A 24732-nucleotide genomic window follows, 5' to 3' on the forward strand; every position below is an offset into this window, starting at 1 on the left:
TTAAATTCTTTTTATTTAGTTTTAGGTTAATTAACCAAAACCCTAACATTATGAAAAAACAATTATCAATTGTTTTCTTCTTGATTACTATCGTTTCGATAGCTCAAGAAATCAAGTACAAACCATTTTATCGAGGAAAAATTCCATCAGTTGAGTATGTTGCTCCACTCTCTTCTAGACCTGGTGATTTAGTACCGTTTAAAAATGTAAAAAAAGAAGCTAAAGACAAAAGATCCATGGGCAATGTTATTGTTTCTGGTAAAGACCCTCAAAATCAAGATGACTATTTTAAAAGAAATAGACATCCACAAGAACAAAGTGTAAAAATGAAAAATGCTGGTTTAGTATTTGACACTTACTCTTCAAACTCTCAACCAACAGATCCTTCATTAGCTGTTGGTCCAAATCATGTAATGGTTGTATTTAATACTGGTTTCATGATTTATGATAAACAAGGAAACGAATTATTAGGAGAAACTGCTCCTAATCCAGCAATTTTTCCATCTGGTGGATGCTGTGATTTAACTGTATCATATGATAATGCTGCTGATAGGTGGGTATTATCTTTTTTAAATGGCGCAGGTGCAGGTGCACAAATTGCCGTTTCCGATGGTTCAAACCCATTAACTTCAGGATGGTACATTTATAATATATCTCAAATTAGAGATTATCAAAAATTATCAATTTGGAGCGACGGTTATTATATTACGGATAACACCACTGGTTCTAACCGAGTTTGGGCTCTAGAAAGAAGTGCCATGTTAGCTGGAGATTCAAATGCGGGAATACTGGGTTTTAATTTACCTAATATTGCTACAAGTGGATTTTACAGTCCGCAAGTATTGAATGTTACAGATAATAATTTACCAGCAACTGGTGGGGCAACCGTGGTCTACATGCAAGATAATGCTTGGTCTGGTGTTTCTGTAGATCATGTTAAAGTTTGGACAATTGATGTAAACTGGAGTAATACATCGAATTCAACTGTTTCTACTCCTCAAGAAATCAATGTAACTCCATTCATAGGTGTGTTTGATGGCGGAAGTTTTTCTAATTTACCACAACCTAATGGTGGGGCAAGTATTGACGCATTACAGGCAACAATTATGAATCAGGCTCAGTTTCGAAAGTTTGCAACTCACAACTCAGCTGTTTTTAATTTTGTAGTTGATACAGATGCTTCTTCAGGAAAATTGGCTGGAATTAGATGGATGGAATTTCGTCAAAGTGGCGACAATCAGCCATGGTCGTTATATCAGGAAGGAACCTATAATGCGCCAGATTCGAGACATGCTTGGAACGCAAGTTTAGCAATGGATGCGAGTGGAAATATAGGAATGGGATATACTTCTCTATCAAGTTCTGCAAGTTCAAATACTACTCGTGTAAGTTCGTACTTTACTGGAAGATCTGCAGGAGACCCTTTAGGAACAATGACTGCAATTGAAGGGTTAATTGCTAATGGAAATCAAAATATTCCAGGAACTCGTTATGGAGATTATAGTAAAATTGATGTTGATCCTTCCAACAATAGTACTTTCTGGTATATTACAGAATATATGAATAACGGAAGAAAAGGTGTAATTGGAACTTTTGAAATGCAACCGGCCGGTCCGCCTGATACTGAAGCTCCAACCAATCCTTCTAACCTAACTGTATCTAATTTAACAGGAACAAGTGCTGCATTAAATTGGAATGCTTCAACAGATAATGTTGGGGTTGCAAGATATTTAATTTCGATTGATGGAAATCAAGTGGGTACTTCAACTACAACTTCATTTACTGTTACCGGGTTATCTCCAACAACTCAATATACAGGCTCTGTAGTTGCACAAGATGCAGCTGGAAATGTATCTGGAAATGTAAATACAACCTTTACTACAATCGCAGGTCAGGTAAATTACTGTGCATCTTCTAGTAATAATGTTAATGACGAATTTATTAGTAACGTAAGTTTAAATACTATTAATAATAGTTCTGGTGCTCAGTTTTATTCAGACTTTACGAGTATTTCTACTAATTTGAATGAAGGCCAACAATACACAATTACCGTAACACCAACTTGGACAGGGACTGTTTACCAAGAAGGTTATGCAGTTTGGATTGACTATAACAATAATGGTGACTTTACAGACAGTGGAGAATTAGTATGGTCTAAATCCCCTTCAACGGATACACCTAATAGTGGTTCTTTCACTGTGCCTTCAGGTACTTCGCAAACTTCGGTTCGAATGCGAGTTTCTATGAAATATAACGGAATTCCTACTTCTTGCGAAAACTTTACTTACGGAGAAGTTGAAGATTATACCGTAAACTTAGAAGCTGGTGGAAACGGAGGTGGTGGAAACCCAGGTATAATTGCTGGTTATAGTTTTGAAATAAATCGTGAAGGATGGAGTGATCCAGGAAGTGATTGTGCAAGAGTAAATAGCTCATCAAGATCATATGATGGAAACTTCTCTATGAGATTACGTGATAATACAAATACTTCTAATACTGTTTCTCCCGTTTTAGATTTATCAGGCAATAACGAAATTACATTCGAATTCTTTGCTTATATAAATAGCTTTGAGAGTGGTGAAGACTTTTTTGTAGAATTCTTTAATGGTACTTCATATGAGGTTATAGGTCAATATGTAGTTGGTGTTGACTATAACAATGAGGAATTCTTTTCAGATGTAATCACATTAAACTCTTCAAATTATAATTTTAATCCAAACAACAGGTTCCGTTTTCGTTGTGATGCAAGTGGAAATGGAGATCGTGTATATTTTGATCAAATCACCATTAGCGGAGACAATGTAAGTAGTTCTGCAAAAGATACTGATACTCCAACTCCTAGTGATGAACTAATTAATTTTACTCAGGAATCTTTAAGTAAAATAAAACTATATCCGAATCCTACTAAGAACATTTTAAATATTGAAATTTTAAATGGCGAATTTGACGAGATGACCATATATTCAGTAACGGGAAGAATTGTATACAGCACTAAAGAAAAAGTAAGAAATAAATCAACCATTGATGTTACTAAATTCGCGACAGGAAATTACTTTATTAAGTTTATTTCTAATGGTAAGGCGGTAACAAAGCGTTTTATAAAAAAATAAGATTTATATGTAAATCATAAAAAGGTCACCAAAATTGGTGACCTTTTGATTTTTTTAAATCTAAATAAGAAAGATTCAACATTTGAAAATTTTCTGAATAAATTTTAGATAATTTTTTTTGTAACCGTCAAAATTAATTTATCTCGGATTATAAAAGGAGAATTTGGTATGGCTACATTACAAGGGTCATTTAACATAAGAATTAGATGTTTGTTGAATTTCTTTAGAACTTATTATATGCATTTAAGTATAAACCAATAAAGAAACTTCTTTAAAACGCCCAGTATTATCTATAATTACCTTATAAGTCTTACGATTTTCATGATTACATCCTTGCTTTTTAACTTTTATGTCCAAACTAGTAAAGTAATCAAAATATGTTAAATTTAGATATTACGGGTCCTCTTGGAAATCCTTCTTGCCCGATTACTATTGTGATTTAATCAGCATTATGCATGTAAGGTAATTCTAGACTAGAAAATATGAACAATTATTCTATCTTATATATTCTTCTATTTTGTTTGTATACAAATCAATGGAATTTGTATAACTACTTAGATGACGATCCTAACTAATTGGAAAATTATAGATATTTGTATTTATTAATACAGAGCCTGTATTCTTTCTTATAAAAGCGAAAGTTTTGTGGATATTGACACTACTATTATTTGTTATAAATTATCTATTTTCCAGTATCCATTCTTTCATGTGTTACATACGTAAGTCTGTTGCTGCATTTAAAGACCATTTTTCATGATATCAACTAAGTAATTATGATGCCACAATATTTTATAGATGATAATTTTAATCAGCTAAAATTTGTTATTATCATATATTTATAATTTACAACACATTTATTACGTATAAGTTACAAGTGAAATTATAACAGAACAAGATTTGTTGGGCACACATAAAAAAACGCTCAACTTGGAATTATTGAGCGCTTCTTATAAGATAAAAATATAATGTCTTATTTCGTTACTTTAATCCATTGCCCCTTAGTTCTTGCTAGGTAATCATTATCATACATAGCTTCTCCTTGAACACCTGGCAAATAGTAATCACCTAAATACGAAGCATTCATTAAGACTTTAAAAGTTTTTGATTGGTATTTTTTCAACGTAAAGTAATTGCTAATACTTGCATCTCTAATATCTGTATAATCTACACCGTCTGAATCTGTATTATTCCCAAAATCAGTAAATCTTGTATTTATAATTTCCCATCCAGAAGGTAAGTATTGAGTCAAGGCAATATTGTCAACTTTCTCGTCTGTACTGTTACGAATAGTAACTTGAGCAACAAAATTTGTTCCTTGTGATAAGTTGGAAATATCAATAGGATTACCGCTTTTATCCTTGTAGCTTACAGAAGCTTCTAAGTTCTTTTCTACAACTTTTTCTTGGCCAACTGGTAAAATTCCTTTGTTATAAACTCTAACATATAAAACTCCATTCGACTTGTTATTAATCTTAAAGGAATTCTGATTTTTCATTCCTTCTAAATTTTGAATGACCATAGACTTTGATGAAGTAATTCCATTTGTCTTTCCATTGAAAGTATAGTCTGCATTTACCCCCTGTTGACCTCCATTCTTCAATGCATATTGAGAAATTGCTAACAATGCATATGACGTAGTTTGTGTGCTCATCCACATTGAACTAGATAAGCTTTTTGCAATTTCTTGTGCCAATTTAATTGACTTAACCTCATCATTCACTAAAATGGATGTTTCTAGAGACATTGCTTTATTTCTTACCTCTGAGCCATAGTAATAATAAAATCTTTTAGTACTAGGTTCTTCCGATAACGTACTTAAAACAACCTTCGCGATAGATGTTTTTCCAATTACTGCATAAGCAGCTGCTAATCTTCTTTTAGATTGATTAGAAATTCCTTCTGTTTCTCTCAATCTGTTCATCGAAGCTAAATCTGGACTATTTGCTAAACTTAACGTATACAATCTATAAGCTTGAGCTAAATCATTTCGATAATACTTTTGAGAATTATACCTCCAATTTCTAGCTGCTTTTTTCTGATAATTAATCCATTTGGCTTTAAACCCGATTGGTAAAACAAAACCTTTTTTTGCTGCTTCTAATAAAAAATGACCAGCATATGATGTTCCCCAATCATTTGCACTTCTTCCTCCTGGCCAATATGATAATCCACCATTTGATTTTTGAAAAGTAGATAATCGTTGAATTGCTGCTTTTACATTTCTATCCATTGACTTCTGCTTCTCCTCAGATAAATCAAATAAATCATTTAAATATAACTGTGGAAATGCGCTTGACGTAGTTTGCTCAACACATCCATGCGGATAACGAATTAAATACTCTAATCTATTTGTAAAGTTCATTGGAGGTAAACTTGACAATTCAATACTAGCTGAATTCGTTCCTTGCGTTCCAAAACTGGTAAAATCGATCGTGTTTTGTTCGTTTCCTTTTAACACCAATTCGTTTACTTCTGTTGTAATTGGATTTGGATTTAACACATCTATTTCTACTTCATAAAATGCCTTTTCTGAACCTGCACTTGCTTCCACTCTAACCTTTCCTATTCCTTTAAAATCTTTCACCTTTAATGTAAAGTAAGCCATTTTTTCATCAGGCTGCGAGAAAGTTAAATTTTGAGTAGAATTTCCTACTATATCATAAGCTTCATTTGGTTTTACCTCAACTTTTACATTTTTCACATTTTCTTTCATAGCGAAAACTGTAACTGGTAATGTAACCGTTTCTTGAGGGGTGATTTTTCTTGGTAAAGAAGCTAAAACCATCACTGGTTTTCTTACGAAAGCAGTCTTTTCATCATTACCATAAGCTTCATTAGTCGCATCCGAAGCAACTACCATCGCTCTAACTGAACCTACATAATTTGGAATTTGTACACTATGTGTTTTTATTTCTCCTGAATCTAATTTGAACGGTCCTAAGAATTTTACCATTGGTTTAAAACGATTCGCTTTCTTGTTTTTGCTTCCAGCTTCAGCTTCATCTCCACCAATGCTTAAAATCTGATTTACTTTTCCTCCATAGGCACCAATAACATCATCAAAAATATCCCACGTTCTAACACCTAAAGATTGTTTTGCAAAAAATGTAAACCAAGGATTCGGAGTTTTAAACCTAGTTAAGTCTAACAAACCTTCATCAACAATTGCAACAGTATAAGTCATTGACTTAGAATTTAACTCTTTAACCCTAAAAGTAGCTGTACTTTCAGGCTTTAATTCATCTGCTAATTGAATTTGAGGCTCTAATTTTGTTCTTGGATCTTTTACAGAAATCGGAATGGAACCATACATCCTGATTGGTAAATCATTCTTGGTTTGCGCATGCTTTTGAAGTAACGAAATGTTTACAAAAACATTCGGCGTATATAAATCTAAAACAGGGAAAGAAAACTCCGTTTGTTTATCTTTTGTATCTACCCAGAAATAATCTAATACTTCTGTCCCATTTTCAATTGTAACTAAAGCTCTTCCATCTTCAGAAGATGGAAATTTAATGGTAGCCTTTTCGTTTACATTATATTCTTCGCTATCACTAGAGAAAACTAACATCGTTGCGTTTGTTTTATCTTGACTTCCTCTTTTCTTTCCGTAGTAAGAAGGCCAATCGAAATATACCACAGAAGAAGTTACATGATTACTATTTTTATCTTTAACTTTTACTAAATATCTTCCCCAGTCATTTTTATCAACTTTTAAGTTAAATGATCCTTTCCCAGAAGCATTTGTAGAAACTTGCTTCATTGTATATGGTGTATGATATGTAGATCCATCATAATATGATAATCCATTTCTAGAAGAATTCCACCACCATCTCCAGCTCAATTTATAAACTTTTACTTCAAGATTATTGGCAATTCCTTTTCCTTCTTCATTTACAGAAGCGACATTAAAAGTATAATCTTGATCAGTAAATAAGTAATTTTTAGAATCTTGCTCTTCGGCTTTATTTAAACCTGCATATGATGCATAAGGAGAAGCTTTTATACTAAATACATCTGTACTAAAATCACCACCATTCTCATAAACTTTCGTTATAAATGTAGCTTTCACCATTCCTGGAACTCTTGTTCCTAATTCTGGTTTTTTACTAAAAGTTGTTTTTCCTTCTTCGTTTAAATTTCCAGAAGCAATCACATTTGTCGCTGTGCTAAAACTTCTTGTCACGTCGTCGAAAGTGTAATTTCCAAAATTCTCAAACTCAGTTTTAGTCTGAGTAAACTTAGATTCGATATCATATTTTAAACCTCTAGCTATAGCTCCATGCAACCATTTAACCTCAACATCTCCTTTTATCTCTTCCGAAGCTTTGACTACGTTTTCAGAAGTATTAAACTTAATTTTTAAACGGTTAGGTTTAATGGTTTCTATTTTTAAGTTTTTATGAAACTTAGCAGCTCCAACATTTACACGAACCTTCCAGTTACCCGTAATGGCTTCTTGAGCTGTTTTTGGAGCATAAGTATAAACATTTAATGCATTTTTATAAGTGATATGCTGATCTATAATCTTTCCTTGCGGATTGCTTAATTCAAACTTAATTGGATGTTTTTCTGGTAATGGATTTGCCTTATCATTCAAAACAAAGGTTAAGAATAATTGATCTCCTGGTCTCCAAACTCCTCGTTCTCCATAAATGTATCCTTTAATTCCTTTTTGTAGTTTCGAACCAGACACATCAAACTTACTCATTGATAGCGCATTTCTATCGTTTAATTTCACATAAGTAGTACTTTTCGCATTTGAAATCGCAGCAAAATAAGCACCTTTGACTTTTTCGAACTCCACAATTCCATCTGAATTAGAAGTTGCAGAAGTGATTACTTGCTTTTGTAAATTAATTAATTCTACCTTTGCTCCACTTATTGGTTTTGTTGTAGTTATATCAGTTACAGCTACAAAAGTTTTATCATTATTTCCTTTCTTAATAATAGCCCCAATATTCGAAGCTAGTATGTTTGTACTAATCTTAGTATCTCGATAATACGACTTTTTACATGGGTCCTCTCTTTCTCTCCAATTATAATCTTCATAATAATAATCGTCGTAATAATAACTTCTAGCAACGTCGTATTCTTTTGTGTTTACTTCTTTCTTTCCAAAAACAATGGTACTCTTATTTTCTGTACCGTCACAAGTATAGTTTGAGTATTCTATTGGGAATGAAATTTCAACACGATACATCGCCCCATTTTCAACTTCAATAATCTCAGCCAAATCAACTGCAAAAGCATTAGGTTGGGACAATTCTAATCCCTTATCACCTAAATTCAATGTGTACTTTGCCGTTGGTCTACCAACATAACGTAAGTTTCCGTTATTGTTTAAGTTATTATTCTGTAAAAACTGTAAAACATTATTCTTGTAAATCTTATAAATTAGAACATCAACAGCCTTAAGGTTAGTGGCTTTAAAGTTGATCTTTAAATTATTAGAACTTGGTAAAATTGTTCCACTTTTGACAAATGATACTTTTGGTTTTAATTGTGTAAAGTATAATGTGCGCACCACATTATTTTTCAAAGTGTAACCTTCGGTACTTTTTATTCCTTTAAAAACTTCAATATCAAGTTTAGTTTTTCTTGTACTAGTCGGATAAATTGTAACTAAATTACCTTTGATATTATAAGTAAATACTTTTGTATTAGAATCTACAAATTGAATTAATCCTTTTAGATTTTGAGATTCATTTAACAAATCTGAAAATCGAATTTCAACTCGTTTTTTTCCTTGATCAAAAACATCAAATGATATTACTTTAAAGTTTGATTTACCTGTAATTGTTATATCTCTTTCTCCTTTAGAATCAGAATTAACCGATGCTCCGTTCCAAGTTAGTAGTAAAGATTTATCATCATCACCTCGTTTTAAACTATCTATTTTAAAATTTACTGTAGATGCAAAATCATCAGCACTATCAAAAGTTACTTTCTTTGATTGTCCGTCATAATTCGCTTTTAAAATATCTACTAACTTTTTACCATCAATAACATCGCTCGCATTTACAGTTCCTTCAACATAATACCATTCCTTATCATAAATAGATGGTGATTCCACAGAAACCCCGAAATTCAATTCTTTCGTTTTTAAATTAACCGTAAACGTTTTTAATCCCTCTTCAACATCACTGTATAACTTATCCAAATGTAAATCAAGCACATAATCTTTATTGCTATCTAATTTTGTTTCTGGAATAAATGATAAAATATTATTTTCTAGAAATACTTTCCCTTTGATTTCTGGAGACATGGTAATAACATCATCTAAAACTTTATCAACATCGACTTTTTTATTCAAATAGAATTTCAAATTGGGTACCACCGAAATTGATCTGTCAGGATAAACACTAATGTAATTTGTGAATGCATTTACATCACTTTCGACTTTATCTTTTTTCTTGCAACTGATAATTGTAACCAATACAATTAGTATACTGTATATAATATTTTTCATGGTTAATAGTTTCTTTTTCTATGAGTTCCTCTTCAAAATTAACAAAATACTCGACAAATAGCCTTTGGATTTAGTATTTTTGTCCACTATTTTTAAAAGAGCGTATTATAAATTATGTTAGGATTAAAATTTGAAACTGAAACTTCGTGGGTAAATGTTGCTAGTAATGGTTTAGAACAATTATTAACAGATCATGCTTTTGCAGAAATAAAAGCTTCTGGAAATGCTACTTCCATCATTATCAATTATTCAGAAGAAACAGATTTAGTTAAAGACATGAGCGATATTGCCATTGAAGAGATGGAACATTTTAGGATGGTACACGATGTAATGGTAGATCGAGGAATGGTCTTAGGTCAAGCAACTAAAAATGATTACGCTTTAAATCTTCAGAAGTTCTTTCCTAAAGTTAATGATCGTAAAGAGGCGTTAGTACATCGTTTATTAGTAGCTGCCTTAATTGAAGCTAGAAGCTGCGAACGATTTAAAGTATTTGCTGATAATATGGAAGACGAACAGTTATCGAAATTTTATACAGATTTAATGATTTCTGAAGCCAACCATTATACCTTATTTTTAGCATACGCCAGAAAATATATGAAAAGAGAAGTCGTAGATAAAAAATGGAATAACTTATTAGCTTTTGAAGCAGAAATGATGAAAAATAGAGGAATAACTGCAAAAGTACACGGATAATTCATTTAGCTAATAACTAATCTTAATACTAATGTTTTCTAAAGAAGAGTCTGCTCGTTTACGCAAAGAATTTTGGACTAGTTTTGGGAAATCTTTTCCAAGAAAGTGGTTATTATACAATACCAAAATAAAAGGGTTTTCATTTAAATTTCAAGCTGATAGAAAAAGAGCTTTTATCTGTTTAGATTTTGAACATCCTGATGAAATTGCTAACGAACTTCTTTACGATCAATTATTAGCCTTAAGAAAAATATTAGAGACTGAATATTTACCGGAAGTAATTTTTGATAATAATTATCAGTTAGAAAGTGGAAAATATATTCGTAGAATTTATATTTTACACGAGAAGAAGTTTAGTATTCACAATAAAAATACATGGAGAGATTGCTACGAGTTTTTTGTAGAAACCATGACTCAATTTGAGATATTTTATCATGAATATGAAGACTTTATAAAGCAAGCGATTTAAATCCTATATATAAATCCTTTTCTCTCTATCTTCATCTTATCACTTATCACTTATCATTCTACTAACTTCTTGTCGTTAAGATAATGGGAATAAAAGAGTTTTTGCTGTTGGTAGTATCTATAATTATATGATAGAGAAATTATTCAACTGTTAGAAAATCATGGAAGCAACGTATAGTTAAACTTCATCAAAAGTCCAACAAAAGGTTCTTTCTAAGATATCTATTTTTTTAAATGGGTATATTAACGAAATGCTTACGGACAATCAAAAAAACAAAAATTTCAAAGTTCATTAATCATTTTTAACTTCTAAGTAGCAGACAAGGCCATTTTTTTAATTGGAATTTAATGAGAGAAAGACTATCTATAATATTACAGATAACTTTTATTCGTGATGATAAGCTCTTCCTTCACTAAAAAAGGTAATAAAGCTATTTCATCTTCATGTGATCCTATTTTAACTGAAAAATGTAATTGAGTAAAAAATTTATACTCGCCTTTTTTAATTTAACATGGTTGAGTTACTCCTAAAATAAAAAGCTCCCATTTCTGGGAGCTTCTCATTAATTCAAATAAATTTTCATTTATAAAAATGATATACTAAATGCATAATTTGGCTCTTCTTCATTGCTGGCTCTTATAGCATTTATGATTGGAAAAATTAGATAGAAAATCCCTAACACCATAAATCCAAGAATTCCTAAACCAAATAATAGAATAAGCGGTATGCATAGCAAAACGTATATGAACATACTAATTCTAAAATTTAGAATCGCCTTTCCGTGTTCCTCCATACCATAAACTTCATCTTTCTTTATTGCCCATAATATTAAGGGAACTAAAAATCCACCAATTCCAGATACTAAATCTAATAATTGGCTTAAATGTGTAATTACAAGTAATTGTTTATCTCTTCGCATTTTTTTCGTGATTAGTTATACATTTAAGACTCATTTTTTTCAGTTTTGTTACATTTTTAATCCAGTTTTAGTGTTTTCTACTGAAAAAAGAATAAAATATCGTTGAAAATCAAGATAAATTAATTTCAAATTCAGAAATATTTTCATGGTGAGACTGACTAACTCTTCATTATATTTGCAAAAATATTAGATTTGCAAACAACCGTAAACGATACAATAATTGCTTTAGCAACTCCATCTGGAGTTGGTGCTATTTCTGTAATTAGACTTTCCGGAGAAAATGCTATTACAATTGTTAGTCAATTTTTTAGTTCTGTCCGAAAAAACAAGTCTTTATTAGATCAGAAAACTCATACTGTTCATTTAGGCCATATTATGGATAATGAACGAATTATTGATGAAGTATTAGTCTCGGTTTTTAAGAATCCAAATTCATATACAGGAGAAAATGTCGTAGAAATTTCTTGTCACGGATCTATATTTATTCAACAAGAAATTTTGCAATTGTTCTTACGGAATGGTTGTAGAATGGCAGACAATGGTGAGTTTACTATGCGTGCATTTTTAAATGGAAAAATGGATTTAAGTCAGGCGGAAGCTGTGGCTGACGTGATCGCCTCTAATTCAGAAGCTTCACATCAAATGGCCATTCAACAAATGCGGGGTGGCATTACAAATGAATTGAAAGATTTACGCGGACAATTATTAGACTTTGCAGCATTAATCGAATTAGAATTAGATTTTTCTGGTGAGGATGTTGAATTCGCCGATAGAACTAAGTTTAACGCTTTAGTTGATACAATTTCATCAGTATTAAAAAGACTAATAGATAGTTTTGCATTTGGAAATGCAATGAAAAATGGAATTCCAGTTGCTATTATAGGTGAGCCGAATGTTGGTAAATCTACATTATTAAATGCGCTGTTGAATGAGGAAAAAGCCATAGTTTCTGATATTGCAGGCACCACGCGTGATGCAATTGAAGATGAATTAATTATTGATGGAGTTGCATTCCGGTTTATTGATACTGCAGGAATCCGTGAAACTGAAGATGTTGTAGAAAGCATTGGAATTCAAAAAGCATATGAAAAAGCTGATAACGCGCAGTTAGTTATTTTACTGGTTAATGCAGAAAAAGCAGTTACAAAATCTTCGATAATACTTTCTGAAGTTACAAAAGTTAAAGCACGATTTTCTAATAAAAGGGTTCTTGTAATTGCGAATAAAATAGATTCGCTTTCTGAAGAATCGATTACTCAATTAAAATATTTGCTACCAGATAGTATGTTACTTTCTGCAAAACAAAAAGTTGGAGTTGATACTTTAAAAAATGAATTAACCTCACTTGTAAATAAGGGAGCTTTAAGTAATAATGAAACTATTGTAACGAACTCTCGTCATTTTGAAGCTTTAACCAATGCCTTAGAAAGCATTAATTCTGTTGCCAACGGAATTGAATTAGGGATTTCATCTGATTTATTCGCTATCGATATTCGTGAATGTTTACGTCATTTAGGAAACATCACAGGTGAATATGATGTGGATAAAGATATCCTAGGTCATATTTTCTCTAACTTTTGTATTGGAAAGTAATTAAAACGATCAATGAATTTTTAAATATAAAAAACCCACTCAAAGATTGAGTGGGAAAATTGCTATGAAAAAGAAATCTCCAAACGTCTTTGGAGAAGTTTTAGATATTGTAAATGATTCACAAGTCAAAACGACTCATAAAACATGTTTTGTTAATCGTTACTAGAAGATAATCTTTCTTTGTATTGAGCTTTCTTCACTTCCGCTCTTCTTCTCACAGATTCTTTAGTATACTCTCTTCTTTCTCTTAATTCTCTCATTAACTTGGTATCTCTGTGTTTTCTTTTGTAGCGTTTTAATGCTCTATCGATGTTTTCTCCGTCCTTAACTTTTATTATTAACATATATGGTATATTTTATTTTATTAAATCCCATTGTAAAAACAGGATATTTATAATTCTTAACTCAAAATAAATAGTTAATAGTTTTAACTTATTATTTATGTGATTATATAACTTGAAAATTAAAGTGCAATAGGATAAGTCCGTTATAATCGTTTTGAAGAAATGAAATTTAACTAAAACCCTTGTTGAAATTTAATCTATGCATTTATATCGGCTTCAAAGGTATGTTTTTAATCTAGAATAAAATAGATTTTCCTTTATTTTATTTAAAAAAATGTTAAGAATACACCTAAATACTACTTTTTTATTCGAACATAAATTAGTTTGTGTTTATTTTTTTGGTTCTCTCTTCTCTCTATTTCAAATTTACCGATTGATTTAATTAGCGGAGTTAGTTTATCAAATCCGAAATTCCTAGAATCAAAATTTGGTCTTTTCTTTTGAATTAAACTACCTACATCTCCTAAAAATGCCCAACCATCATCATCTGACAAATCATTAATACTTGAAACGATTAAATTAATTTCTTTTTTAGAAATTTTATCTGTAGATGATTCTTTGTTTTCAACTTTTTCTTCAGTTCGTTTTTTAAGTATTTCTATATATATAAACCTATCACAAGCAACAATAAAAGGATTTGGTGTTTTCTTTTCACCAATTCCTATTACTTGCATTCCTGCTTCTCTTAACCTCGTTGCTAGTCTCGTAAAATCACTATCGCTTGAAACTAAACAAAAACCATTCACCTTTCCGCTATATAATATATCCATTGCATCAATAATCATTGCGGAATCTGTTGCATTTTTTCCTCTAGTATATGCATATTGTTGAATAGGTATTATAGCATTTTCTAGCAGTAAATTTTTCCATTTCACTAAATTAGGACTGGTCCAATCACCATAAATTCTTTTAATTGTAGGATTACCATATTTGGTAATTTCCTCCATCATTTCCTCAATATAATTGGATGAAATATTATCTCCATCAATTAAAACTGCTAAGTTGCTATTCATTTGTTTTCTTTTAATATACAAATACTCTTATAAACGACATTACTTAATAAGAATTATATAACTATAATTCAGTTAATTCCTATTAATTTGAGCTAAAATTGTAGGGTCCTTTATTTTATTGTCTTCAGAAAGTAACTTCATTTTAGAAATGATTTCGGCTGATTTCGGATCATCATCTAAAAACGGTAAAAACAAACGACCACGATGCTGACTATGAACTGGAATAATCGATAAAGCCAGCCCGTTTTTATTAACCTGACCACTACCTAAATGAATACTATAATCTCCTAATTTCCCATTGATTAAAATGTGCCTTTCTTTAACTTCTATATTCTTTGTTTTGAAAAGTCTGGCGGTTTCTTTTGCCAATACAGCTCTCATTTCTAATGTAGAATGACTTGCTTCTGGATCCACTTCTCCAACATGAGCTATACTTACAACTAAATCAACATCTCGCATGATTTCACTGTAAATAATTGGGTCGATATCTTTTAATGGTATATTCTCATATTCTTTTAAAGAATAAAAACTTATAAATTCAATGGTTGGCGCCTCGATATCTGAAGGAGAAAACCAATCCGCCATTGCATAGATTGAAGCTATAAATCCTTTATCATGAAATACTTTTTGTAAGCCATCTTCATGGTTTACTGTCCAACCTCGTGAACGTAACAATGCAATAGCTTTATTAGGTTGAATCTGATGTCCTTGATATCTAAAAGATTTCGTTTTATTTTCAATTTCATCAGGTGTTAAAATGTATAATTCTCTAAAAACCTGTTTGAATGGTTGTTTCAAATTTTGATCGAAAATCCCCTTTTGATATAAATCCCAAACAACATTTTGATATAAATGCGATGGATGTGCAATCAAAATTTTATCACTTGAACCAAATTGAATTGTCTTTCCTTCACAATCTTTAAGTCCGTTCTCAACAAGAAAACCAAATGTTTTATTTGATTTATTAAATAATACCAACTTTTTTATTAGCACACTTACAACAGGATGTTTTGCAATTTCTTGAATTTCTGAAGCCAAAAACTCCTCCCCTTTCATCATTGCCTCTTCTAAAGATTTTAATGTTCTTTTATACTGTTTCGTGATATAAGATTTGTTCTTTTGAAGTGCCAAAACACTTTTATCTTTCTTTACTTTTGCTGGTATCGATTTTTGCTGTTTTCCATCTTTTACTACTTTCAATTCTGCTTTACCATCATCATTTACAAACAGAATAATTTTTATGTTATCAATTTCAACAATGGCGTTCTCCATTATTTTTTGAATTGCTTCACCTTCCATTGCCCATGAAAAGCGAATACTATCGTCATAACCTGCATTTCTAGCTAAATTATCTAAACCAATTTCAACAGCTGTTTTCTCACTTTGCTGGCGCTGAGCTCCAAATTGTTTACTCTCTTTTAAGAATTCTTGAAGAATATTGTATCGATTTAATAAGTCTTTCTTTTTGTTGGCTTTACTCAATGGAATTAAACCGAACGCTTTTATATAATCCTTATCTCTCTTCTCTTTAATTTTAGCTAATGTTTCGCGAATTTTAACCTCACCTAACATTACTGAAGAATATAATTTTACCAAACGATGTCCATTTCCTGTTGATATATATTTAGCAGCATCATGCAAAAGCTTCCAATTTTGCTTACCTAAATCAGTGTAAACATCATTAAACCAATCAATATCAATTACTCCATTTAAAAAATCTGATTTATTAATATTTGAGTATCTAGCCACAATGGTTTCTTTTTCCGCATTCATATATTCGGAAGTATGTGCGTGAAACCACCAAACAGCTCCTTCTAACTTATCAAGTTTTAAATACACTGAAATCCAATTAGACCATTGAGGTGCATACATTGCAGTTTCAATCCAACGTTTTTTTGTTATTTCTGAAATTTTTGCAGCTGAAATAAAATCTTCTAAGGTATCATTCTCATCCGGTAGCGTTTTCTTTATAAGATTGCTAAAGCTTTCTTTTCTTGATGGTAAATTAGACCAATAATATCCACGATGAAAAGTTTCTTTTCCCAATCTATTTAATAACTCGAATAAATAGTTTGTTCCTTTGACAGTTCCTAAATTATTTACAAAAGCAGTTGCCTCAGTGGGAATATCTCCTCTTTCTAATTCAACAGCTAATAAATTGGTTTTTAGAGAATCGAAAACTCCAATTGGAATGTCTTCCTTATCAACTGGACTGTAATATCTATTAGTAACATTTTCAACTGCTCTTAATAAATCTTCATTTACTAAAAGTTGATACTTGAAATCATGATCATTAATCAACTCATTTTTATGCAGCTTCGCTGTTAACCAAGCAGATGGTGTATTAAATTCTATTTCATGAGTATTAATTTTTGCGATTTGGCTACTGTTCTCTGGTTTTTTAGGATAACTGATTGTAGCATACATTAAATACATTTTAAGACGCCAATAACGTTGCATTAATGTTGTATTATCTGGAAAATCTTTAAAATAATCATCTATTCTACTAACAAATGGAGCTTCATGTTCTAATAATTTACTCCAGTTAGATTTTCTATTATTCCATTGTTCCGTAATTACTTTTGCTTTTAAATCTTTAGGGATTTTCGCTATCATATCTTCTAGCAAATCAACTTTGAAACTTAAAACTGTTTCATGATCGGCGAATGCGGTGAATAAAAACTGTAAAATGCTTAATACCTTTTTATTTAAGCTATCCCATGTATAAGATTTCACTAATTTGAGGTTTTTTAACTCTGGAATATATTGTTTAAAAAAATCTCCAAAGAATGACCTTACACCAAACTGATTAGGATAATTATCACAATAATGAATTGCAGCTAACAGTTCAAAATCATTTAAGTTAGATGAGTCATACCATTCTTTCCATACTTTATACAGTGGTAAATATTTAACTCTTTCGGTTTGATCATTTATGTCATAAGCCTTGTGATTTGTAAACTGTATATGTCCCGTTGACAATAAAACAATTTGCTTATCACCTTCTCTATTCACAACTTCATATTCAAAGTTTTTATGCTTCTCATATAAATCCACAAGAGCATTAATAGCCTCTGTAATTTTCTTTTCATTTATAAACTCCTTGAACAAAAATTCCTGTTTCATAGTGAGTTTTGAAACTATTTTTGCAAAGGTAGAACCAGATTTGGGCTGAAATTTTACTTGAGGAACAATTAGTGGATTTAAATTATGATAATTAATAGCTCCAAATCCGTTTTCAAAACTATACGCATTTCCCTTTTTCTTAAATTTATCTAGATAGACTTGCTCATTTTTCGAGATTTTCGGACGTTGCTGATACAAATTGATTCTTTCCTCTATAAATGGTAACATAGAATTTTTCTCCTGCAATTCAGAAAGAATTTCTAGTCCAGCTAACCGTTGATCTACTTTTTTCGATTCAACTAGATTTGTGGTACTCTGAACGATTGAATTTTGAGGTTGTTTTAAAATTAGTGTAATAATACTTTCTCTAAGATTTCGATTTTTACGTGCTAGCAATTCTTCTAAAGAAGAAATATCATTTCTATCTAAATCCATAGATTCAAACAAACGAATACCTGTTCCCATTACAGACTCATTTCTATCTTTAATAGCCTGGAACGCTAACTCTTTCTTCCACTTACTTTTTGAAAAGTTAACTCTTGGAACTTTCTCTTCTTTATTATAGTAATAAGACCAAGTGTAATGTTCAGGAAAAACCTTTCTTATAAAATTACTTCTCTCTTCTGAAGTAATAACACTTAAATTTTCTGCTAGTAATTTTAACTGATCATTATTTGCGTGATGTACTAAATAATTATAGAAATAATCAGGTTTTACTGTTAATGAATACCAGCTAAAAACTGAACCTTCAAATATTGTCCCTTTACTAGGTAAATTCTCTCCGTAACTTTTAGCTTTGGAAAATACTACTGATGGAAGATCAGTTCGAATTGGAATGAGTTTTAACAACCAATAATCAAGTTCTAAATCATTTCCAAAATTATCATCAATCCAAGGTAAAATAGAAGAATGAGTTCTTCTCGTTTCACTCATAAACATAGAGGCTAAAACTTTCTTTTCCTTATTTCCTGACTTTATGAGTTCAATTGCTTTTAAATTTGCCTTGTCAGCATCATCTAAACCTATAAACCATAAAGCTGAATAAACCTCTAAATTATCTTTACTCTTAAGGGCACTTTCGACTGTTCTTTCATCTTTGAAATAAGATAAAGTAGAATTTAATACTTTCTTAATTGTATTGCCTTTTGGAGCTTCCCAACCAAAACCAAACCAAGTATCAACAGCACGAATTACACTACTAAATCTTGTTAAATCATTATCAAGGATAACGCTTATAAAATATTCTAATGCTCCAAGTGAAGTCTCGTCTAATGCTTCTAAAATCGTTTGCCTCAAGCCCTCTTGTCGTTGAGCCGCCAACAATAATTTCTCAACAAGAATCCAATTTTCTTTGCGTTCAGTTAACAACAATCCTTTTACAATTGCTCGTGTTACACCTCCAATTTCTTCTTCTCCTTGAAATATTTCTTGAATTAATTCATACAAACGATCGGTATAATTCTCATCATTTAGATACGCCGCAAACAAATACGAATGATTTGTAAAATAAGTATCTGCATATACATCGTACTGAATTATCTGATAAACAGTTAGATTTCCAAATCCATAATTCATTGAATTATACAAATCTTGTAAGTAACTGATTCGTTTTACTGTATATTCCGAAGTAGCTTTACTTCTAAAAGATCTTCTGTTATAGCCATTTTGATAAGGAGTTTTTAAAATTAAATCCCATATATCTGCAATGTGATTTTCATGTAGCTTCCCAAAAACTATTCTTGCTAACTTTTTTCCTTCACCAGTTCTCCACGGATTTGTTTGTAAATCCACTCCAAATGCATCTTCATAAGGCTTAATTTTTAATTCTACATATTTGCTTTCTTCATAAGCCTCAGATAATTTCGTGATAAGTAAACCTAACGCACGATACTTCTTACTGAAGAAACTTAAATCAGAAGCTATTAATTCCTTTCTTTTAAAACTTTCAATGAACTTTAATGCTTTTTCTTGTTTAATCATTTTTCAATTTTTTTATTACCAATAAGTACCTGTTAAAAATGTCATTCGAATAAATGTGATCGAAGAAGACTCCTTAATCGCTAATAGTTCTTTTAACGTTTGTACTTCATCATCATCAATAAAAACAGCGTAAATACCATCTTCGAAAGCTTGTAACGCGTTTTCTATACTACTGTTAATATTGGCTTTGGTTTCATTTTCTATTTCTCCAAAACCAATTTTGCCAGTAATTGATTGATTATGAATTTCACTTGGACTTAAAAATGATAAAACTTTATTTTTTTCTATTTCTTTGTTGAAACTGTTTACATTATGCGTAACCAACTGAATAATTAAGTCCTCAAGTGTTTTGATATTACCTGTTAAGATTACTTTCTGTCGTAGAATTTTCTTTTTCCCTAGCCTCTTTAATTGTATTTCTAGCTCATCCATTTTTTGATAATATGGTATGTAAATATAACTTTAATAAGATATCAAAACAATACTTAAACTTTTGATAATTTTACTCTTTTGTCTTTTCAAAAGGGTTATTTACATTGTTACTGTGGTAAACGTAACAGACTATTATTGATATGAAGTTTTATAAGTTACTCAAAATAAATTTAATCATGCTCGTCTTAAGTCAAACAAAACTTAGCTCCTATTTTAACTTTTAATTTTGCTTGTAGTAATAACTTAAAACTTTTGTTTTAAAGTAATATTCAAACTTCGCTTTAATAAACTCAGATGAATTTTTAATTAACTTATTCTTGCCTTCTAAGAATTCATAACTTCCAATATTACCATTCTTATATTGTTGTGACAAAATATTAAAAGCTTCTTTTTGAGTTATTAAAGCCTTTTCCGAAGATTTTAAGGACGCTTTTGATGCAATTACATCATTCTTTGCCAACTTAATTTTATTCTTCAAAACTTGTTTATTGTTTAATAAATCAAGCTTGGCAATTTTAATTTCCTCCTTTGCTTTCTTAGAATTTTCTCTATTCAAAAATCTATTAAATATTGGAAAACTAGCAGAAATACTAATAAAATGAGTTCTGTTATTATCTAATTGTGTCCAAAACCCATTTGGAATCAACTCTCCAGTTTGTTGATTCTCCACAACATCATCCTCTCCTATAATGTGAAAATAATTACTACTATACGAGTAATTCAAACTAAGTCTTGGTAAAAATCCAGTTCTGACAATTTTTAATTCTTTGTTTTTGATGTCAATATCTAATTTTGAAGAAACTATCTGCGGAATATTTTCAACTAGATCATCAACGACATCTACATTAAAAACGGAAACATCTTCAACAATAATTTCTTCAATATCGAAATCTTGAATTTGCTGAATATCTAACAATTCTTGTAATTCAATTAAACTATTTCGAACCGTATTCTCAGCGATAATTTTCTCTCTTTTATCAGATGCCAAAGTAGATTCAATTTCTAGTAATTCTCTTTTTCCTGTAAGTGCATTACTATAAAGTTCCTTTAATCGATTATAGTTTTCTGTACTTATTTTTAATTGTTCTTCAGCAACTTTAACAATCTCCTTATTAAAAAGTACTTGTAAATATTTATTCGTAATATTTAATGCAAGATCAAATCTAATTTTATCGATATCTGAATCTGATTTATCTTTAGTTAATCTAGCACTCTGTAATTTATATTTGTTTGCAAATCCATTAAAAACATTTAATGAAGATGATAAACTAAAACTATTTGAACTACTTTCTCTTTGTCCAACTCCAGTAGAAACATTAAAAGAATTCCCTAGCGAAAAATTCTGAGAAGACGTAAAACTAAGATCTGGCAGATAATTTCCTTTGGCTATTATTACATCACTGTTTAGTACTTCCGATCTAATTTTTTGTTTTAATACATCTATATTATGCTCTTTGGCATACACAACACACTCTTCAAGCGACCATTTCTTTTGAGCGTTGACAAAAAAAACATTGAAAAAACACACTCCAATTATTAGAGTTCTAAAAATTCTCATCATTATTTGGGACTTCTTTTTTACTTAATAAAGCATACATTAATGGAATAAAATACAAACTAATAAATGTTCCTATAAGCATTCCTCCAATAACCGTTAAGGCTAATGGCTTTTGTAACTTAGCTCCTAAACCTCCGATAAAAAGAAAAGGTAAAAGTGCTAATATTGTTGTTAATGATGTCATTAAAATTGGCTTTAGACGAAGTTTCCCTCCCAATTTTATCGCTTCACTTACAGACTTTCCTTCTTTTCTCAATAAGTTAATAGTATGCAACTTTAAAATACTATCATTTATAATTACTCCACTCATTACAACAATCCCAATCGCTGCCATTACGTTTATGGTTCCTCCAAACAACCATAAAAGCAATAATGCTCCGCCAATATCAATAGGAATCTCTAATAAAATGATTATCGGTTGCCATAAGGATTCAAATTGAGCGGCCATAATTAAATACAACAATAATACAGCAACAAAAACTACTATTAACAGCTCGTTTCCTAATGCTTTTATGTCAAAATAATTTCCGCTAAAACGAAGGTTAAGTTCATTGTTAGATGTAAAACTTTTTTGAAGCGACTTAATACTTTTCTCTGCTTCTAAATTATCGCTAACATTAAACGCTAAATACTCTCCATTTCGATTAGAGGTAATGGTTTTATATTGCTCCGCTGGAAATGTTTTGACCAAATTTCGAACTGAAATTAATTCTTTGTTTTTGTTTTTAACAAATAACCCAGAAATCATACTTTCAAACTCCTTACTCTCATAATTAAGCATGATTGGAATAAACTTCTGTGCTGTTTTTAAGTTATCTACAAAATTCTGGTTAAAAGTTGCCTTTAGTTCATTTAATAAATCATCATACGAAACATCATACAGCAATACTTGTTCATGTAATATTTCTATAAATACTGTTTGTTTCAAAGGTATTTCCTCACTTGAAAATCCTTGTAGCAGTGAATTTATCTTAGGTAATTTTTCTTCTGACGGCAACTCTAAAGAACTCTTAGAAGAAACTTGTGCAATCAAGTTACTCTTTTCGCCTCCAAACAAATACTGGAATATACTTTTCGGTTCATCAAAACTATAAGAAGCTTTTGAAAAATTTTTCACTAAACTTTTTGTTATGCTCTTTCTTAACTCTTCAAGTTCATTAACAGTTTTAGTTTTAATATAGATTACACCTTCTGAAAAACTTTTAGTGTTTTCTTGTTGCAGCAAGAATTGTTGTTCTCCAATTTGAGAAAATCTAGTTTGAATTGTTTTCTCTTTATTTAGAATAGCATTTATTCGTTTTTGATTCTCTTGAACAGTAATATTTTCATTCCAATCAATCGTCAAAATCGCTTCATTCTGATTAATTTTTGGTAGTTGCGTATATGGCATTATTGAAAACAATACTATGGCAATACCCGTAAACAATAAAGCGACACCATATACAATTCCTTTATTCCTAAAGAAAAAATGATAGCCCTTTTCATACCAATTTTCAACATTTTGAGTACGAAGATTAAACTCTAATTTTTTCTCTAGAGAAAACTCTTTATTTTTTAGCTGTTTATAAATAACTGGTATCAACAAAATTGAGACTAATAAAGAAGAAAAAAGTCCAATTCCTACCGCAAGTGCTTGATCATAAAATAACGCTCCCGTTATTCCACTTAAAAAAAGTAATGGTAAAAACACAGAACAAGTGGTTAATACCGAACTTATTAAAGGAGTAATTATTTCATTGGTTCCTTTTATACAAGCATTCAATAAATCATTTCCTTCTTCAAGTTTTTGTGTAATATTATCAATAACAATAATGGCATTATCAATCATCATTCCTACGCCTAGTATAAGCCCCGATAGCGAAATAATGTTGATTGACAATCCAAAGAAATACATAAATAATACACTAACAACAAGAGAAATTGGAATACTAATCGCAATAATTAAAGGAGATTTTAAGTCTTTCAAAAAGAAAAACATAATTATAATTGCTAAAAAGCTACCAATCCATAAACTTGATTTCAAGTTATCAATAGAAAGTTTTAATAACTTTGTTTGATCCTGATTAGTCGTAAATTCAAGGTTTGGATAATCTATTTTAAAAGATTCAGTTACTTTTTCTAGCGCTTCTTTTAACTCGTAAACTCTTGCGTCTGCTTGTTTTATAATGGCTAAAACTATTGATCTTTTTCCATTAACATATACTAAACCTCTATCTTTAACTGGTTGTAATTTAACTTGTGCTAGCTCCTTTAACTTGAAAAGTTTTTCTTCAATTTTAATATCAATATTCTCTAAATCTTTTTTGGTTTTTAAAGGATTATTGAACTTGAAATTGTATTGATAAATTCCGTTTTGAACTAATAAATTACCAAACTCAAAATTGTTTTGTTTGATAACATTTATTAATTCATTGCTACTAATCTTAAGGTTCTGTAATTTTTGGACATCTGGAATAACTACTATTTCCGGTTTGGTAATTCCTGAAATATCAGCTAAGGCAATATCAGGTAATTGCTCAACTCGTTTTTTTAAAACAGTTTCTGTAAAATCGCTTAGTTCTAGAAAGTTTTCTGATGTAACTTCTTCTTTTAAAGTAACCGCTAAATTTACAATTGGAATATCGGTTACAGAAGCCTTAATTACTTTTGGGCGATCTAAGTTTCTTGGTAAAGAATTTAAGGAAGCATCTACTTTTTCATTGGTTTCAACGAATGCCAAATTCGTATTTGTACCATATTCAAATTTTAGCTTTAATGTAGCAAAACCATCTCTAGTTTCTGAAGAAATATCTTTTAAATTACTTACTTGTAGTAATTGATTTCGCAATGCACGAATTACGTTAGTTTCTAACTCTCTAGCGGTATTGTTAGGATAGCTCACCTGAACTGTAATTTCAGGGATAGCAATATCTGGCATTAATGAAGTTGGAATGCGATTAGAAGCGACAACACCCAGCAACAAAAATGCTAGAGTTGTCATGAATACTGCTATTGGTCGGTTGATTAGAAACTTTACCAAA

12 protein-coding genes are annotated in these 24732 nt (G+C 30.6%); 4 read left to right on the forward strand and 8 right to left on the reverse strand.

The window, feature by feature from the left end; all coding sequences use genetic code 11:
* The first annotated feature begins 50 nt into the window (after nt 1–50).
* A complete protein-coding gene (locus BTO06_RS08680) occupies nt 51–3110 on the forward strand; it encodes a GEVED domain-containing protein (protein ID WP_157811785.1) in 3060 nt (1019 codons plus the stop codon).
* A 970-nt stretch (nt 3111–4080) separates the two neighbouring features.
* On the opposite strand, the gene BTO06_RS08685 is transcribed toward BTO06_RS08680, so the two are convergent.
* A complete protein-coding gene (locus tag BTO06_RS08685; protein WP_100924924.1) occupies nt 4081–9582 on the reverse strand; it encodes an alpha-2-macroglobulin family protein in 5502 nt (1833 codons plus the stop codon).
* 114 nt (nt 9583–9696) lie between these two features.
* Between BTO06_RS08685 and BTO06_RS08690 the strand changes: the two genes are divergently transcribed.
* Both BTO06_RS08690 and BTO06_RS08695 read left to right on the forward strand, forming a co-directional pair.
* Nucleotides 9697–10278 carry a tRNA-(ms[2]io[6]A)-hydroxylase gene (locus tag BTO06_RS08690; RefSeq protein WP_100924925.1) on the forward strand — a complete coding sequence of 194 codons (582 nt, stop codon included), beginning with the start codon at nt 9697–9699 and terminating at the stop codon, nt 10276–10278.
* Between the two features lie 31 nt (nt 10279–10309).
* Nucleotides 10310–10747 (forward strand): DUF4268 domain-containing protein, encoded by a 438-nt coding sequence (locus BTO06_RS08695; protein ID WP_100924926.1) that lies wholly within the window; start codon nt 10310–10312, stop codon nt 10745–10747.
* Nucleotides 10748–11330: 583 nt separating this feature from the next.
* Here BTO06_RS08695 and BTO06_RS08700 read toward each other — a convergent pair.
* Complete coding sequence (locus BTO06_RS08700) at nt 11331–11666, reverse strand: DUF4870 domain-containing protein (protein ID WP_100924927.1); 336 nt, start codon at nt 11664–11666, stop codon at nt 11331–11333.
* 192 nt (nt 11667–11858) lie between these two features.
* Here BTO06_RS08700 and mnmE point away from each other — a divergent pair, with 192 nt between their 5' ends.
* On the forward strand, nt 11859–13259 hold the full coding sequence (mnmE, locus tag BTO06_RS08705) for a tRNA uridine-5-carboxymethylaminomethyl(34) synthesis GTPase MnmE (RefSeq protein WP_100924928.1): 1401 nt from the start codon (nt 11859–11861) through the stop codon (nt 13257–13259).
* Nucleotides 13260–13411: 152 nt separating this feature from the next.
* On the opposite strand, the gene rpsU is transcribed toward mnmE, so the two are convergent.
* The 6 genes from rpsU to BTO06_RS08735 form a co-directional block, all read right to left on the reverse strand.
* Entirely contained in the window at nt 13412–13603 is a 192-nt protein-coding gene (rpsU, locus tag BTO06_RS08710; protein ID WP_100924929.1) for a 30S ribosomal protein S21, read from the reverse strand.
* A gap of 296 nt (nt 13604–13899) precedes the next feature.
* Entirely contained in the window at nt 13900–14616 is a 717-nt protein-coding gene (locus BTO06_RS08715; protein ID WP_100924930.1) for an NYN domain-containing protein, read from the reverse strand.
* A 72-nt stretch (nt 14617–14688) separates the two neighbouring features.
* A complete protein-coding gene (locus BTO06_RS08720) occupies nt 14689–19722 on the reverse strand; it encodes a DUF4132 domain-containing protein (RefSeq protein ID WP_100924931.1) in 5034 nt (1677 codons plus the stop codon).
* A 15-nt stretch (nt 19723–19737) separates the two neighbouring features.
* Complete coding sequence (locus BTO06_RS08725) at nt 19738–20154, reverse strand: hypothetical protein (RefSeq protein WP_100924932.1); 417 nt, start codon at nt 20152–20154, stop codon at nt 19738–19740.
* A 220-nt stretch (nt 20155–20374) separates the two neighbouring features.
* A complete protein-coding gene (locus BTO06_RS08730) occupies nt 20375–21715 on the reverse strand; it encodes a TolC family protein (RefSeq protein WP_100924933.1) in 1341 nt (446 codons plus the stop codon).
* Nucleotides 21699–24731 (reverse strand): efflux RND transporter permease subunit, encoded by a 3033-nt coding sequence (locus BTO06_RS08735; protein ID WP_157811786.1) that lies wholly within the window; start codon nt 24729–24731, stop codon nt 21699–21701. The genes BTO06_RS08730 and BTO06_RS08735 overlap by 17 nt, the downstream gene beginning before the upstream one ends.
* Nucleotide 24732: the final 1 nt, after the last annotated feature.

It is taken from the genome of Tenacibaculum sp. SZ-18, from assembly GCF_002813915.1.
Lineage (GTDB): Bacteria > Bacteroidota > Bacteroidia > Flavobacteriales > Flavobacteriaceae > Polaribacter.